The following is a 14,965-nucleotide window of genomic DNA, read 5'->3' on the forward strand; positions in this document are numbered from 1 at the left end:
ATCAGCCCTTGATGCCGGTCAGCAGGACGCCCCTGACGATCCACCGCTGCGCGATGAGGAAGAGGGCGACCAGGGGCAGGATGGCCACGAGCGCGCCGGCGAACAGCGCCGGCAGGTTGACCGCCTGCTGGTTGAGGTTGGTCGACAGCGCCACCTGCACCGTCCAGAACTCCGGGTCCTGGCCGATGACCAGCGGCCACAGGAACGCGTTCCAGTGCTCGATGAAGGACAGGATGCCGAGCGAGGCGAACAGGGCGCCGGAGTTCGGCAGCGCCAGGCGGCCGTACAGGCCGAGGTAGCCCAGGCCGTCCACCCGGCCCGCGTCCTCCAGCTCGCGGGGGAAGCGCAGGTAGAAGCCGCGGAACAGGAGCACGGCGAACGCGCTGAACAGGCCGGGCATGATCAGCCCCCACAGCGTGTTCACCCCGCCGAGCGAGCCGACCACGACGAACGTCGGGATGAACGTGGCCGCGCCCGGCACCATCATCGTGGCGATGATGAGGAAGAACACCGGGCGGGACGCGGCCACGGGGATGCGGGCCAGCGCGTACCCGGCCATGGAGGCCAGCAGCGTCGACAGCGGCGCGGAGATCGCCGAGATCAGCGCCGAGTTCCCCAGCGCGTGCGCCAGCGGCACCGCCTCGTTGCCGAACGCGTCGGCGAAGCCCTGGAAGGTGATCGTCTCCGGCCACCAGTGCCAGTCCAGCGAGCCGAGCTCGCGCCTGCTCATCAGCGCGTTGCGCAGCAGCAGGTAGAACGGCAGCAGGAACGGCACCGCGAAGACGATCACGGCCGCGTACGACCCCAGCCGCGCCCGCCGCCTCATCGCCCCTCCTCCTCGGCGGTCCTGCCGAACCCGGCGAAACGGCCCTGGAGCAGCGTGAACACCACGATCAGCACGGTGATCACGAACGCCCCCGCCGACCCCGCGCCGTAGTTCTGCTCGCCGAGCGCCGTCTGGAACAGGTAGATCAGCGGGGTACGCCCGTCCGCGCCGCCCAGCCCCGACAGGTTGGAGGCCAGGATGTTGTAGAACTCGTCGAACGCCTGGAACGCGTTGATGATCAGCAGCAGCACGACCGCCACCGACGTGTTGCGCAACATCGGCCACGTGATGTGCCGGAACAGCCGCCCCTCCGACTCGGCCCCGTCCACCCTGGCCGCCTCGTAGAGCTGGGCGGGGACCTGCTGGATCCCGGCCAGGAACAGGATCATGTAGAAGCCGGTCTGCAACCACAACCGCACGGTGACCAGCACGACCCAGTACAGCGGCGGGTCCACGGTCGCCACCCAGCCGATCGAGTCCTCCTGGCCCAGCAGGTACGCCAGGCTGTTGGCCACCCCCGACGGCGTGCCGCTGAACAGGCTCATCTTCCACACCAGCGCGCCCACCACGTACGAGACGGCCGCCGGGATGAAGAACGTGGTCCGCAGCAGCGCCCGGCCGCCGCGCAGCCGGTTCACCAGCACCGCCAGGCCCAGCGCCAGGGCGAACGTCACCGGCACGATGAACAGCGTGAACGCCAGGATCGTGACCAGCGACCGGGTGAAGGCCGGGTCGCCCAGCAGGCGCCGGTAGTTGTCCAGCCCGTTCCAGTCGCCCAGCGCGATCGTGCCCCGGGCGTCGTTGAAGCTGAGCAGCAGACCCCAGCCGATGGCCACGTACTTGAACACGAACAGCCCGGCCACCATCGGCAGCGTGAGCAGCGCGAACGCGCGCCAGGCCGGCCAGTTCATAGGACGGGCACCTCGTTCAGGAGGGCCTGAGAGCGTTCGGCCGCCGCGGCCAGCGTCTTCTTCGCGTCGGCGCCCTTCTTGACGATGGCGGTGACGGCGTCGGTGTAGGGCTGGCGCACCTCGGGCGTCCACAACGCCGGCTGCTTGATCCCGTGGGCCGCCACGGCGTCCATGACGGTCTTGGCGGGGCCGGTGTTCAGCTTGCCGGCCTTGGCGGCGGCGCTGTTGCGGGGCGGGATGTGGAAGCCGTAGGCCAGGCTCCAGTCGGTCTGCGCCGCCGTGTTGTCCACCCACAACCAGCGCACATACCTCCTGGCCGCCTCCAGGTTGCGGCTCTTGCCGTTGACCACCTGCACCCAGCCGCCCATGTTGACCACGGCCTGCCCGCCGGGGCCGAACGGCGGCAGCGCGAAGGCGTCGAAGTCGCCGCCCAGCGCCTCGGTCATGCCCGGCACCGCCCACAGGCCGACCCACTGCATGGCCGCCGCGCCGTTGATCAGCGCGCCGGGATCCCACCAGTCGGTGGAGTAGCCCTGCAGCGTGGCCTTGGCGTCGTACAGGTCCTTGAGCGCGGTCAGCGCCTCGACCACCTTCGGGTCGTCGTAGGTGATCTTCCGGTCGTCGATCAGCAGGTTGCCGTTCGACCAGGGCACCATCTGGCCCAGCGGCCCGACCCCGTCGTTGCCGGCGAACAGGCCCTTCCGCTTGCCCTGGGTGAGCTTCACGGCCGCCGCGGAGAACTCGGCGAAGCTCGCCGGCACGCTCACCCCGGCCTGCTGGAACAGGGTTCTGGAGTAGAAGACCAGCATCGGGTCCACGATCATCGGCACCGCGTACACCTTGCCGCCCCACGTGTACGGCTCCAGCACCTTGGCGTTGTAGTCGGCCTTCTCCGCCCCCAGCACCTCATCCAGCGGGGTGACCTGACCGGCCTTGACCATGTTCGGGGTGACGTCGTTGACCTCGTACACGTCGGGGCCGTCGGCGGTGAGCACGGCGGCGGTCCACTTGGTGGCGTAGTCGCCGGGGATCCAGGAGACCTTGACCGCGATGTCGGGGTTGGCCTTGGTGAAGTCGGCCGCGTACCGCATGGCCGCCTGCTGCGTGCCCTCCTCGCCGTACTCGTGGTACCAGTGCGTCAGGGTGATCTTCGCCGTGCCCTGCGCGGGCGCCGGCCGGCCCAGCGGGTCTCCGGTGGAGCAGGCCGAGACGGCGGCGCCGGCGACGAAGAGCACCGAGCCCTTCAGCAGTCCGCGGCGGGTGAGTGGTCTGTCCATCGGGGCCACCTCTCCATGGGGGGAGTGAGATGAGGTAACCGGTTACTTCAGACGTCGTGACGCGGACGCTAGACGCGCCCTCTGGGTGCGTCAATGCGCTGTTAACTTTTCGTTACAAACGTTGTGAGGCCGGGGTTGACGGGTGGTGAGGCATCTCCTAGCGTCCTGGACACTGTCCAAGTAACCGATTACCCGCATTCCCTGGGAGGCCGCATGAGCGGACGCGTCACCATCAGGGACGTGGCCCGGCGGGCCGGGGTCTCGGTCGCCACCGTCTCCCGGGTGCTGACCGGCGACTACCCGGTCCTGGCCGGCACCCGCAACAAGGTCATGCGGGCCGTACGCGAGCTCGACTACGTCCCCAACGCCCACGCCCGCGCCCTGTCCGCGGCCCGGCCCGGCGCCATCGCGATCGTCGTCAACACCGTCGCCGTGCCGTACTACGCCTACATCGCCCAGGGCGTGGAGGAGCAGGCCGCGCAGGAGGGCCGGCTGTCGCTGATCTGTACCACCGGCGGCGACCCCGGCCGCGAGCTGTCCATCGTGCAGCTCCTGCGCGAGCAGCGGGCCGAGGCGGTCATCCTGGTCGGCAGCGTGATCGTGGACGAGGACTACCGCAAACGGATGAGCGAGTACGCCCACGCCCTGGCCGCCGCGGGCTCCCGCCTCGTCCTGTGCGGCCGGCCGCCGCTGGGGGAGGGGGTGCCCGCCCTGGTCGTGGACTTCGACAACACCGGCGGGGCGCACGCCGTGACCGCCCACCTGCTCTCGGCCGGCCACCGCCGCATCCTCTACCTCGGGCTGCGGCCCGGTCACAGCACCTCCGACAGCCGGGTGGCCGGCTACCGCAGCGCGCTGGCCTCGTACGGGCTGCCCGCCGAGTCGTCCCTGGAGGTCGAGGCGGAGTTCTCGCGGGAGGCCGGCTATGTCGCCATGAAGGGGCGTCTGGTGGCTGGGCCGCGTGACTTCACCGCCATCTTCGCCGGGAACGATCTGCTCGCGGCGGGGGCGGTCCAGGCTTTGCGCGAGCACGGGCTCCGAGTGCCCGACGATCTGTCCGTCGTCGGCTACGACGACGTGCCTCCGGCCGAGGACCTGGGCCTGACCACTGTGCACCTGCCGCACGACGAACTCGGCAGAGCGGCGGTACGCCTCGCGCTCGGCCGCCCACCGGCCGGGCCTCTGACGCTGGGCACACACATCGTGGTCCGCAACTCGGTCCGCCCCCTCGGCCCCGATACGGTCCAGCTATTCGGCCCCGATGCGGTTCGGCTCGTCGGTCCTGATGCGGTTCGGCTCGTCGGTCCTGATGTGGTCCGCCCGCCTGGCTCCGATGTGGTCCGCCCGCCTGGCTCCGATGCGGTTCAGGCCATCGGCCCTGATGTGGTCCGGGCCGGCGGTCCTGATGCGGTTCGGGCCGTCGGCCCCGGATGACTGAGGAACACATGCCTGCGACCCCCACAAACGGTCCCCTGACCGCCGAGATCCGCTCGGAGGCGGACCGGGCACGGACGACCCCGGCTCCCGAGCTCACCTTCACCCTCTGGCGGCGCTTCGCCGACACCGGTGACCGGCGGGCCTACGAACGTGCCTACTTCGAGCGCCGCCGACGCCTGGCCGCGCTGGTCCTGGCCGCCCACCTGGACGACCGCCCGGACCCGGCCCTGGACGACCTCCTGTGGTCGGTCTGCGACGAACGCACCTGGGTACTGCCCGCCCACGAGCCGGAGAACGGCCCGCCGAACGCGTTCGTGGACCTGTTCGCCGCCGAGACCGGCCACACTCTGGCCGAGGCCACCGTCCTGCTCGGCGAGCACCTCGACCCCCGGGTCCGCGCCCGCGTACGGGAGGAGGTCGAGCGCAGGATCTTCCGCCCCCTGGACGAGAGCACGATGTGGTGGGAGTCGGCCACGCACAACTGGTCGGCCGTGTGCGCGGGGGCCATCGGCATGGCCGCCCTCGCCCTCGGCTCCGACCACCTCCTGCCCCGGGTCAGGAAGGCCCTCGAGGTGTTCCTGATGGGCACCGGCCCGGACGGCGCCTGCCTGGAGGGCCCCGACTACTGGTCCTACGGTTTCGGATACTTCGTCTACTTCGCCGAAGCACTGCGCGAGCACACTGGCGAGGACCTTCTGGACGATCCTCACGTACGGGAGATGGCCGCATACCCCGCCAGGATCGACCTCGGCGACGGCACCAGACCAGCCTTCGCCGACTCCCACGCCCACGGCGTCTACCCAGCGGGGCTGCTGTCCCGCCTGACGGCCCGGCTCGGCGTCCCCACCCCGCCCCCGGCCGCCGCCCCGTCCTTCCACGACGACCCCTGCTACCGCTGGGCCCACCTGAGCCGCACGCTGTGGTGGTCCGGCGACGGACCCCATGAGCGGATGGACGCGCAGGAGGCCGCCGACGCGGAGCGGTCGGACGCGCCGGAGGTCGCCGATGCGGAGCGGATGGACGCGCAGGGGGCTGCCGATGCGGAGCGGTCGGACGCGCAGGGGGCTGCCGATGCGGAGCGGATGGACCTGCCGGGGATCGCCGATGCGGAGCGGACGGACGCGCGGGAGGGCGCCGATGCGGAGCCGTACACGTACCTGCCGGACGCCGCGATCGTCGTGGCCAGGGCTTCCGGCCTGGCCTTCGCCGCCAAGGGCGGGCACAACGACGAGCCGCACAACCACCTGGACCTCGGCCACTTCATCCTGCACGCCCACGGACGAACGGTGCTGGACGACTTCGGCGCGCCCGAGTACACCCGCGACTACTTCCGCGAAGGCCGCTACCAGATGCCCCAGGCATCGGCGGAATGGCACTCCATCCCCCTGATCGACGGCACCGCCCAGCAACCCGGGCGCGCCCACCACGCCGAGGTACTGGAACACACCACGACCCCGGACTCCCTGACGTTCGCGCTCGATCTCACCCCCGCCTACACCGCCCCCGCCCTAACCCGCTTCACCCGCGCCTTCCACTGGCGTCCCGGCACACTGGAACTCGTGGACACCTTCGGCTTCACCACCGCGGACGCCCTGGTGGAGGAGCTGTTCGTGTCCCGCCTGCGCCCGGAGCCACTGCCGGACAGGGTGCTGTGGGGACCGGTCGAACTCGCCGTTCCGGCCGGGTGGCAGGCGCGGGCGGAAGAACGTGAGGTCCGCGGTCACGACGGCGAGAAGGAAACGATCCACCGGGTACGCCTGACGGCCCGCGTCCCCCCGGGCACGCACCACTTCGTCTTCACGGTGGCGGACCCGGTCTGACGAGGTGTGTCCACGGTGGCGGGCCTGGCCTGACGAGGTGTGTCCACGGTGGCGGGCCTGGCCTGACGAGGTGGGTTCGCGCTCGCGGGCCCGGTCTGGGGTGTGCCGGCGGTGGCGGTCGGCGGGTCAGTCGCGGCGGTCGGCGCGCAGGCGGGCGGACAGGTTCCTGGAGACCACCACCGGCGGGAGGTTCGGGGAATCCCGCTTCCGCGAGGTCATGGCCTTGGTCAACGAGCAGGAGGAGTGGAACAGGAAGACCCGCGACCTCATCGCCCGCACCCGCCCCGCCCCGATCGGCGTCAACGACGGCATCCCCGCCGTCATGCTCCCGCAGTGGCACCGCGGCACCGAGTGGGCCCGCGACGCCGCCAGGAGCCTGTACGAGGAGGTGCGCGCCGGGTGGACGCGGGTGCGGCCGCCTGCCCCGGCGAGCGGGCCAGGCTGATGTGGATCGGCCGCGGCCTCTGGCATGACATGGGCTTCTACCAGCGCTTCCAGGACGAGTACGGCGCCGTGTTCGTCTGGTCGATGTACCTGGCGATCGCCGCCGACGGCTACCTCCGCTACGGCGACGACCCGATGCGCGCGCTCGCCGCCCGCTTCGCCGCCTTCACCGTCCAGCTCTACACCCCGCCCTGGTCCAGCGAGTGGTATGTCAAGGAGGCCCGCCTGCACGGCATCGACGGCGTGGTCCACCTGGTCTCCGACGACCCGCGCGGCAGCTACTTCACCGCCAGGGCCCTGGAGGCGGCCGGGTTCCCCGGTCATCGAGGCCGACAACGTGGACACCCGCACCTACGACGGCGGGCAGGTCTCCGAACGCGTCGGACGCTGGCTGGAGGAGGTCGTCCTGCGGCCGTGACCGCGGGCGGAGCGCTCCGCCCGCGGCCACGCGTCAGGACACGACCCGCGTCAGGACACGACCCGCGTCAGGACACGACCCGCGTCAGGACACGATCAGGAAGAAGGCGGTGTCGCGCGGGCTGCCGGCCGCGCCAAGGCTCTGGACGGCGACGACCTCACCGTCCTGCTTGCCGTCCATCTCCTCGTCGTGCTCATCGTCGTGCTTGTCGCATCGCGGCGAGTTCAGGCTGACCGACAGCGAGACGTATGACGTCTGCCTGCCCGCGGCGGTGGCCAGGATCGCCACCGGGCCGTGCAGGTTGACGTTCTTGTGCAGGACGACGCAGTAGAGGCCCGGGCTCTCCCGCCAGGTCTTCACCACGTTCTTCCTGACCCCCACCGGGTCCCCGTCCGCCCCGACCTGGACCGCCGCCTGCGCGTACGGCGTGTCGGCATGTGCGGCGGCGGCCGGAGCCAGGGCGGTGGCCGCCGCGAGCGCGACGGCGGCGAGGCTTGAAATGCTCTTCATTCTCGTGTCCTTTCAGGTTCAGGAGATGGCGACGTCGAAGCCGCCGTCGGCCAGATGCGTCGTGTCGACGTCGTAGACGTGGACGGTGAGCGTGTTGCGCTCATCGCAGGTCGGCGACGGGTTCCGGTAGGCGATGTGCGGCAGCCGCAGCGCATCGCGCGGAGTGATCTGGATGAGCGCGCTCTTGACGGTCACCGACTTGGCGACGCGGACGCAGTACCGGCCGGGCCCGACCCGGCTGGAGGAGATGACGTTCTTGAAGTTGTTCAGCCGCCCGTCGGCGTCGACGATGGCGGCGGCCCGCGCGTACGGCGCGTAGATGTCGGCGTGCGCGACCGGCCCGGCGGCCAGTACACAGCCGACGGCCAGCGCGAACCCGCCGGTCAGAGTGTGACGCAGCATGGAACTCCCCTTCGGTTACCCCCAGAAGTGATCTGCAGCCGAAAAGTAAGCCAGTCGAGGCGGCAGCGCCACGAACCACCCCGCAGCGGGAGGTTCAAGGAAGTATCAAGAGCCGATCCCGGTCCACGCCGCTCGCGTTATGGAACGTTCCATAACGCGAAAACCCCTCTAAGGGCGGCAGTTCTGCTCGCTCTCAGAGGGGAAGACGCCGTGTGTCAGCGGGTTCCGCCGCTACACGCCCGCGCCGCTGTCCTGGCGGCGTTCCGGGCGGGGCCAGGGGCGCCCGCCGAGGCGCTCGATGTCGGTGTTGAAGCGCTTGAGGAACGCGGCGAAGGCCGTCACCTCGTCGGCCGTCCAGTCGGCGAGCACCGTCTCCAGGCCGTCGATGTTCCTGGCGCGCTCGCAGTCGAGGTGGCGCTCGCCCGCCTCGGTGAGCCGGAACTTACGGGCGATCCCGCCCTCGGGATCGGGGATGCGCTCGGCCAGCCCGGCGCGCAGCAGGGACGAGGTGTGCCGGTTGAGCGTCGAGACGTCGAGCCCGAACGCCTCGCTGAGCTGCCCGATGGACATCATGCCCTCCATGCGGATGCGGCTCAGCAGGATGTACGCGCTGCGGTCGAGATGACGATGCTGCCCGAGCAGCATGGTCTCGTACTCGATCAGGTGAGTGGGCTTTTCCATGCCGGTCCATCTCCCCCTTCGGGTGTGTTCAGCCTATCTTCGGCGGAAATGTGTAACCCCCACAATGCATGCATGTAACACTCGATGTGTAGCGTGCACATCGCTTTCCTGTCGGAGAAGAGAAGGGGGATCCGGGTGGAAGAGCCCAGATCGGGGGCCAGCCCCAATGGCATCGTCACGGTGATGGCGGTGGCCGGCATCGTCGCCTCACTCACCCAGACCCTGGTCGTCCCGCTGATCGGCGAATTACCGAAGATCCTGGGCACCACGGCCTCCAACGCCTCCTGGGTGGTCACGACCACACTGCTGGCCGGAGCGGTCACGACGCCGGTGATGGGGCGGCTGGGCGACCTGTTCGGCAAGCGGCGCATGATGCTCATCTGCGCGATCCCGCTCGTCCTGGGCTGCGTCGTCTGCGCGCTCGCCGGTTCGCTGACCCCCATGATCATCGGCCGGGGGCTGCAGGGCATGGGCATGGGCCTGATCCCGCTGGGCATCAGCGCCCTGCGCGACGTGCTCCCGCCCGACCGGCTCGGCCCCTCCATCGCGCTGATGAGCTCGTCCATGGGCATCGGCGGCGCGCTCGGCCTGCCGATGGCCGCCGCGGTCGCCGAATACGCGAGCTGGCGGGTGCTGTTCTGGGTCACCGCCGTGCTGAGCCTGGTCGTCGGGCTGCTCATCTGGCTGCTCGTCCCCGCCACACCCGCCAGTGCCAGGGGCCGCATCGACTTCGTGGGCGCGCTCGGCCTGGGGGCCGGCCTGGTGTGCCTGCTGCTGGGCGTCTCCAAGGGCGCCGACTGGGGCTGGTCGAGCGGCACCACGCTCGGCCTGCTCGGCGCCGCGGTCGTCCTGCTGCCGCTGTGGGGCTGGTGGGAGCTGCGCGTCCGCGACCCCCTGGTCGACCTGCGGGTCACCGCCCGGCCCCAGGTGCTGCTGACGAACCTCGCCTCGATCGTGGTCGGCTTCTCCATGTACGCCCAGTCGCTGATCGTCATGCAGATCCTGCAACTCCCCGAGGCCACCGGCTACGGCCTTGGCCAGTCGATGCTGGCCGCCGGCCTCTGGATGGCTCCCTCCGGCCTGATGATGATGGTCATCTCACCGATCGGCGCCCGCCTGTCCGCCGCCCGCGGCCCCAAGGTCACGCTGATCGTCGGCAGCCTCATCATGGCGCTCGGGTACGGCTCCTCCATGGTCCTGCTCGGCTCCCCCTGGGGCCTGCTGATCGTCACGTGCGTGTGCAGCATCGGCATCGGCTTCGCCTACGGCTCGATGCCCGCCCTCATCATGGGCGCGGTGCCCCGGTCCGAGACGGGCGCCGCCAACAGCTTCAACACCCTGATGCGCTCCATCGGCACCACCGCGTCGGCCGCCGTGGTGGGGCTCGTCCTGTCGCAGCTCACCGTGAACTTCGGCGGGCACGTCCTGCCGTCGGAGGCCGGATTCCGCACCGGGATGCTGATCGGCTGCGGCGCCGCGCTCGCGGCCGCGCTGATCACCATGACCCTCCCGGCCCGCCGCGAGCCACAGCGTGAGACCCTGCACATCGAGGCACCCCCGGCCGTCGTGAAGCGCTGACCACCGCCCGGCGACACCCCTCGCGACGCGGGGGGTCGTCACGGCCGGCCCACCGGCCCGGCGCCGTGGAACCCAAACGACCGCGAGCGGCATCAATCGGCCAGCCGGCGCTCCGTTGATCAACTACACTTCCACGCCTGTCCGCTGCCCCTCCCCGACGACACCACCGGAGCCCTCCCATAACAACCTGGAGCCGACTCCCCGAGTACAGCAAAAGGCTGCGACCCCTGTTGCAAGCCTCCAAACTGGACGATTGGCACCACCCTCTCGCCTCGGTCTCGGACGTGCTTGGCCCAGCCCTCGACGACGGCCCGCTGCCCGACGCGCTCATCGATGCCGTTCTCGCCGCCGGCGATCCCGTCCAGGCCGGCCGGCTGGCCGCGAACGGGCCGCTTCTCGCCGCCAAGCCGTGGCTTCGCGACCGGCTCGCCGCCACCGGCTACGCCGAAGTGGCGCGGGCGGCGCTGGGGATGGTCCGCGACGGGCCGCGCAAATGGTCGCTACGCGCCCGCCGGGACGTCCTGGCGGCCGCCCGCGGCGCCGGCTGGAGCGGCCGGGAAGGCGTACTCACCGAACTGTTGCAGTCACCCGCACCCAGCCGGCTGCGCGCCGCCGTGGTCTGCCCGCTGCCGGGCGCCGCGCGCACCGCTTTGAGCAAGGCGGGCTCCGCTCTCACCCGCGCCGAGCAACTGCGCGCCCTGCTCACCGTCCACGACCACGACGGCGGGCGTGCGGCCCTGGAACTGCTGGCCGACAGCTACGGACTGCACGCCGAGGTCAAAGAGGTCGTACGGGAGGCGCTGGCCGACGCCAGCGCTCTGCGCGAGGCGGTGAAGCACGCCGAGGGCACGGGCGGACTGATCGAGGAGCTCAACGACGACCGCCTGGAGCGACGCGAAGATCACCTGGGGCTGCGCGACCAGATCGACTGGACCGCCATCGCCGCCGCCGACCGCCCCTTCGACGAGGAGGCCACCACGCTGCTGATCACGCGCCCCGACCTCCCCGACGAGCTCCGTGCGCTCTGGTACCGAACGCGGGGAGTTCTGGTCGCGACCCACTCGGCGCGCGTGGACCCGAGCATGCTCACCCTGACCCCTGGCGGACCGCGCGCCGCCAAGGCGGTGGCCGTGCTGGTACGCCGCGGAATGGACGGCCGTCCCCACGGCGGCGGTCGTCGCCTCGGGCGATGGCACCTGCCTGCTGCTGTACAACCCCGATCGCTTCGTCTCCCTGGGCATCCACGGCGTCAAGTTCGTGCTCTACCACGAGGCTCGCCACCTCATCCAGCGCCACCTCCACGTCGATGAGGGGCTGCGCGCCGATCCCGTGTTCACCCTGGCCACCGAGGTCACCATCAACCATGTGGTGCTCACCCGGCTGGGCAGGCGCGGGCTGCCCCGCTCGAAGGAGGGCGAGGAGATCGGCATCGATCCGAAGACCGTCCACCGGCACTACACCGCGGATCTGCGGGCTCAGGGCCTGGGCCCGTTGTCCTACGACGAGTTCGTCGTCACCGACCTGTCGGTCTACGGAGAGCTCAAGCGGATGACCGGCCCGCCGGTGGCACTGCCGCTCTGCATCCACATGATCGAAGGTGACGGCGACGGCGTCCCCATGGATGCGGAGACCGTGGAGCGGGTCGCCACGCAGGTGCTGGGCGAAGTCATGCGCCAGGATCTGGGGGGCAACGAGCAGGCCCGCTCCGAGCTGCTCGATCTGGCCGGGCGCACCGAGGGCGGCGGAGAGCGGCTCACCCGCTTGTGGGGCAACCTGGGCCTGGCGGCGTTGCGCGGCGAGACCCCGCGCACCCGCAGGGTCGAGTGGTGGAAACGCTGGCTCGTCGACACGCTCGCCTCCAAGCTGCGCGAGGGCGAGCGCCTGATCTACCCCAAGAAGCTGGGCGCGGTGCTGCTGGCGCTGGGGCACGACCCGATGTTGTCGCGGCGCGGCCCAGAACGCACCAAGGTCGTGCTGGTGGCCATCGATACCTCGGGGTCCATGTCCGACGACGTGGTGGAGTGGCTGACCACGCTCGTCGGCCAGCCGAGGGCGTGGAGACGCACTGGCTGAGCTTCGACGGCGTGGTCATGCCGTTCGTCCCGGGAGAGCGGGTGCTGGGTGGCGGCGGCACCGACTTCCAGAACGTCGTCGACTACGCGGAAGGCCGCCTGGAGGTCGACGGCCACGCGTTCGACGCCCGCCCGGACGCCGTGATCATGGTGACCGACGGCTACGCCCCGCACGTGACCCTGGCCGACCCTGACCGGTGGATCTGGCTGATCACCGACAACGGCGACACCTGGCCCGAGACCCGCACACCGCCGATGGCCTGCCACCGGGTCACCACCGGCGACCGCTGATCCGCCTGTCGCACGAGACTGAGAGAACCCACACGTGACCATCACCGAGCCCGCCCCCACGATCCCCGCCGGCTGGAAGCCCAGCGCCACCTACCCCGAGCCGCCGGGAGAGACCGCCCGGCCGCGGCTGGAGCGCTTCATCGATGCCATGCTGACCATGGGGCAGACCGGGCAGGTGTTCGGCGAGCACGGCATCGGCAAGACCTCGACGTTCATGTCGTACATCCCCGAGGCATATCCCGGCACCGAGGTCGTGCTGATCCCCGCCGCCAACCTGACCCCCGACGACCTGCTGGTCAACGCGCCTGTGCGCGACGACCGCAGCGGCGAGCTCGCGCTGCATCAGCTGCTGATGCGCCAGCTCCGCCCGGGGCGGCCCTTCGTGCTGCTGATCGACGACTCGCTGCAGGCGGGCGACATGATCCAGGCGCAGCTCATGCAGGTCGCCTGCAACTGGACGCTCGGCGAACACGACCTGCGCGCCATGGGCTGCATCGGGGTGTTCCGATGTCCAAGCACTTCAGGCAGGGGCTTGACGTGTGAAATGAACGAATTTTTAATTCTTTCGAGGACGTATCGCACTCAACACCCCCGTACGGATGGGAATGAGGCCATGAAGGTGCAGATCGACTCCGAGCGATGTCATGGGCACGGCCGCTGCTACGACCTCGCCCCCGACCTGTTCGGCGAGGACGACGAAGGTTACGGGACGGTGCTGGGCGGCGGCCCGGTGCCGGAGGGGCAGGAGGCGGCCGCGCGGCTGGCCGCGTCGAACTGCCCGGAACGCGCGATCGAGGTAGTGCGATGAGCGGGGACGCGCGTTTCACCGAGGAGCTCGAAGAGGCGCGCAGGAACCGCCAGATCGGGGCGATCAGCGAGATCGTCACCGATCCGGTCTCCGACTGGGCGACCGACTTCTCCCACGTCGATCCCGGCTGGGCGGCCGATCCCTATCCGATCCAGGACGAGCTGCGGCAGCGCTGCCCGATCGCGCACACCGAGCGGTTCGGCGGGGTGTGGCTGCCCACCCGTTACGAGGACGTCGCGTCGATCGCCTACGACACCGACCGCTTCTCCTCGCGGGCGATCATCGTGAGCAACGTCCGGCCGCCCCTGGAGCTGGCCCCACGGGGCGGTGTGCCGCCGATCTCCTCCGACCCGCCCTTCCACCACGACGCCCGCAAGCTGCTGCTGCCCGCCTTCACGAAGTCGGCGGTGGCCAAGCGGGAGGAGGCGACCAGGGCGTTCTGCCACGCGCTGATCGACGCGATGGAGGGTCGCGAGGTGGTGGACGCCGCGCGCGAATACGCTCAGCACATTCCGATGCGGGTGATCGCGGACATGCTCGGCTTCCCGCAGGAGGACGGGCCGCGGTTCGGCGAGTTCGTCGAGAGCGCGCTGGAGAGCGTCAACCGGCCGCCGGAGGAGCGTCTCGCGCGGTTCACCAGGTTGTCGGAGTACCTGGTGGCGCAGATCCATGACCACGTCGAGCACCCGCGCGACGACCTGACGTCGTTCCTCCTCGACGCCGAGATGGACGGCGAGAAGCTCGATCCCATGCACGTGGTGGGCACGATGACGTTGCTGCTGATCGCGGGCATCGACACGACGTGGAGCGCGATCGGGGCCTCGCTGTGGCATCTGGCCAGGACGCCGGAGGATCGGCGGCGGCTGGTGGCGGAGCCGGGGCTGCTGCCGACGGCGATGGAGGAGTTCCTGCGGGCGTTCGCGCCGGTCACGATGGCGCGGCTGGTCAAGGAGGACATGCGCTGGAACGGCGTGGACATGAAGGCCGACGACTGGATCCTGCTGTCCTTCCCGGCGGCCAACCGCGACCCGGCCCAGTTCGAGCGGGCCGATGAGGTGGTCATCGACCGGGAGGTGAACCGGCACGCGGCGTTCGGGCTGGGGATCCACCGGTGCGTGGGCTCACACCTGGCGCGCATGGAGCTGCGGGTGGCGCTGGAGGTGTGGCTGGAGCGCATCCCCGAGTTCGGCCTCGCCGACGCGTCGGCCGTGACCTGGGCCGCCAGTCAGGTACGCGGTCCGCGCACGCTTCCCCTCCGCATCGGTTGATCCGCCCCGGGAGAGAATCTAGAATCGGAATCTAGAATTTAGCTCCCATAATTGAGGTGGGTCATGCCGCATCGGATCTATGTCGATGGCGAGTGGGTGCCGGCGAGCGGTGGCACGGCGATAGAGGTGGTGAACCCCGCCACCGAGGAGGTCTTCGACGAGGTGCCGCGCGGCGGCGCCAAGGACGTGGCCAGGGCGGTGGAGGCCGCCGACGCCGCGCTG

The 14,965-nt window shown here is 70.5% G+C and carries 17 protein-coding genes and 1 pseudogene; 12 read left to right on the forward strand and 6 right to left on the reverse strand.

All coding sequences use genetic code 11. The features are described from left to right. Position 1: 1 nt before the first annotated feature. Genes ACFPZ3_RS27075 through ACFPZ3_RS27085 form a run of 3 tightly spaced genes read right to left on the reverse strand, consistent with a single transcriptional unit; the run spans position 2 to position 3,014 of the window. Positions 2-826, reverse strand: coding sequence for a carbohydrate ABC transporter permease (locus ACFPZ3_RS27075; RefSeq protein ID WP_379517041.1), 825 nt, complete (start codon positions 824-826; stop codon positions 2-4). Continuing rightward, a complete protein-coding gene (locus ACFPZ3_RS27080) occupies positions 823-1,737 on the reverse strand; it encodes a carbohydrate ABC transporter permease (RefSeq protein ID WP_379517042.1) in 915 nt (304 codons plus the stop codon). The genes ACFPZ3_RS27075 and ACFPZ3_RS27080 overlap by 4 nt, the downstream gene beginning before the upstream one ends. Then, positions 1,734-3,014 carry an ABC transporter substrate-binding protein gene (locus ACFPZ3_RS27085; RefSeq protein ID WP_379517043.1) on the reverse strand — a complete coding sequence of 427 codons (1,281 nt, stop codon included), beginning with the start codon at positions 3,012-3,014 and terminating at the stop codon, positions 1,734-1,736. Before ACFPZ3_RS27085 ends, ACFPZ3_RS27080 begins: the two co-directional genes overlap by 4 nt. Before the next feature lie 213 nt (positions 3,015-3,227). Here ACFPZ3_RS27085 and ACFPZ3_RS27090 point away from each other — a divergent pair, with 213 nt between their 5' ends. The 5 genes and pseudogenes from ACFPZ3_RS27090 (at position 3,228) to ACFPZ3_RS27110 (ending at position 7,133) form a co-directional block, all read left to right on the forward strand. Continuing rightward, positions 3,228-4,448, forward strand: coding sequence for a LacI family DNA-binding transcriptional regulator (locus tag ACFPZ3_RS27090; RefSeq protein WP_379517044.1), 1,221 nt, complete (start codon positions 3,228-3,230; stop codon positions 4,446-4,448). Positions 4,449-4,459: 11 nt separating this feature from the next. After that, the gene (locus ACFPZ3_RS27095) at positions 4,460-6,271 is read left to right on the forward strand and encodes a heparinase II/III family protein (protein WP_379517045.1); all 1,812 of its coding nucleotides are present in this window, start codon (positions 4,460-4,462) and stop codon (positions 6,269-6,271) included. A gap of 70 nt (positions 6,272-6,341) precedes the next feature. Continuing rightward, complete coding sequence (locus ACFPZ3_RS27100; RefSeq protein ID WP_379517046.1) at positions 6,342-6,716, forward strand: 2-hydroxyacyl-CoA dehydratase family protein; 375 nt, start codon at positions 6,342-6,344, stop codon at positions 6,714-6,716. Continuing rightward, positions 6,716-6,967, forward strand: a pseudogene (locus tag ACFPZ3_RS27105) (2-hydroxyacyl-CoA dehydratase); the annotation flags it as partial. The gene ACFPZ3_RS27100 and the pseudogene ACFPZ3_RS27105, both read left to right, overlap by 1 nt. Next, the gene (locus tag ACFPZ3_RS27110) at positions 6,924-7,133 is read left to right on the forward strand and encodes a hypothetical protein (protein WP_379517067.1); all 210 of its coding nucleotides are present in this window, start codon (positions 6,924-6,926) and stop codon (positions 7,131-7,133) included. The pseudogene ACFPZ3_RS27105 and the gene ACFPZ3_RS27110, both read left to right, overlap by 44 nt. Before the next feature lie 84 nt (positions 7,134-7,217). On the opposite strand, the gene ACFPZ3_RS27115 is transcribed toward ACFPZ3_RS27110, so the two are convergent. The 3 genes from ACFPZ3_RS27115 to ACFPZ3_RS27125 form a co-directional block, all read right to left on the reverse strand. Next, entirely contained in the window at positions 7,218-7,643 is a 426-nt protein-coding gene (locus tag ACFPZ3_RS27115) for a hypothetical protein (protein WP_379517047.1), read from the reverse strand. 18 nt (positions 7,644-7,661) lie between these two features. Continuing rightward, positions 7,662-8,045 (reverse strand): hypothetical protein, encoded by a 384-nt coding sequence (locus ACFPZ3_RS27120; protein ID WP_379517048.1) that lies wholly within the window; start codon positions 8,043-8,045, stop codon positions 7,662-7,664. Positions 8,046-8,276: 231 nt separating this feature from the next. Further along, on the reverse strand, positions 8,277-8,726 hold the full coding sequence (locus ACFPZ3_RS27125) for a MarR family winged helix-turn-helix transcriptional regulator (protein WP_379517049.1): 450 nt from the start codon (positions 8,724-8,726) through the stop codon (positions 8,277-8,279). A 135-nt stretch (positions 8,727-8,861) separates the two neighbouring features. Between ACFPZ3_RS27125 and ACFPZ3_RS27130 the strand changes: the two genes are divergently transcribed. The 7 genes from ACFPZ3_RS27130 to ACFPZ3_RS27160 form a co-directional block, all read left to right on the forward strand. After that, entirely contained in the window at positions 8,862-10,304 is a 1,443-nt protein-coding gene (locus ACFPZ3_RS27130; RefSeq protein ID WP_379517050.1) for an MFS transporter, read from the forward strand. A gap of 284 nt (positions 10,305-10,588) precedes the next feature. Beyond that, the gene (locus ACFPZ3_RS27135; RefSeq protein WP_379517051.1) at positions 10,589-11,614 is read left to right on the forward strand and encodes a glycoside hydrolase family protein; all 1,026 of its coding nucleotides are present in this window, start codon (positions 10,589-10,591) and stop codon (positions 11,612-11,614) included. Then, entirely contained in the window at positions 11,562-12,377 is an 816-nt protein-coding gene (locus ACFPZ3_RS27140; RefSeq protein ID WP_379517052.1) for a hypothetical protein, read from the forward strand. The genes ACFPZ3_RS27135 and ACFPZ3_RS27140 overlap by 53 nt, the downstream gene beginning before the upstream one ends. Next, positions 12,359-12,667 carry a hypothetical protein gene (locus ACFPZ3_RS27145; RefSeq protein WP_379517053.1) on the forward strand — a complete coding sequence of 103 codons (309 nt, stop codon included), beginning with the start codon at positions 12,359-12,361 and terminating at the stop codon, positions 12,665-12,667. The genes ACFPZ3_RS27140 and ACFPZ3_RS27145 overlap by 19 nt, the downstream gene beginning before the upstream one ends. 34 nt (positions 12,668-12,701) lie before the next feature. Further along, entirely contained in the window at positions 12,702-13,475 is a 774-nt protein-coding gene (locus ACFPZ3_RS27150; protein ID WP_379517054.1) for a ferredoxin, read from the forward strand. Next, positions 13,472-14,743, forward strand: coding sequence for a cytochrome P450 (locus tag ACFPZ3_RS27155; protein WP_379517055.1), 1,272 nt, complete (start codon positions 13,472-13,474; stop codon positions 14,741-14,743). The genes ACFPZ3_RS27150 and ACFPZ3_RS27155 overlap by 4 nt, the downstream gene beginning before the upstream one ends. A 63-nt stretch (positions 14,744-14,806) precedes the next feature. Further along, positions 14,807-14,965, forward strand: a 159-nt coding sequence (locus ACFPZ3_RS27160) for an aldehyde dehydrogenase family protein (protein ID WP_379517065.1), incomplete at its 3' end; no start/stop codon positions are given.

This window comes from Nonomuraea insulae, assembly GCF_042656245.1.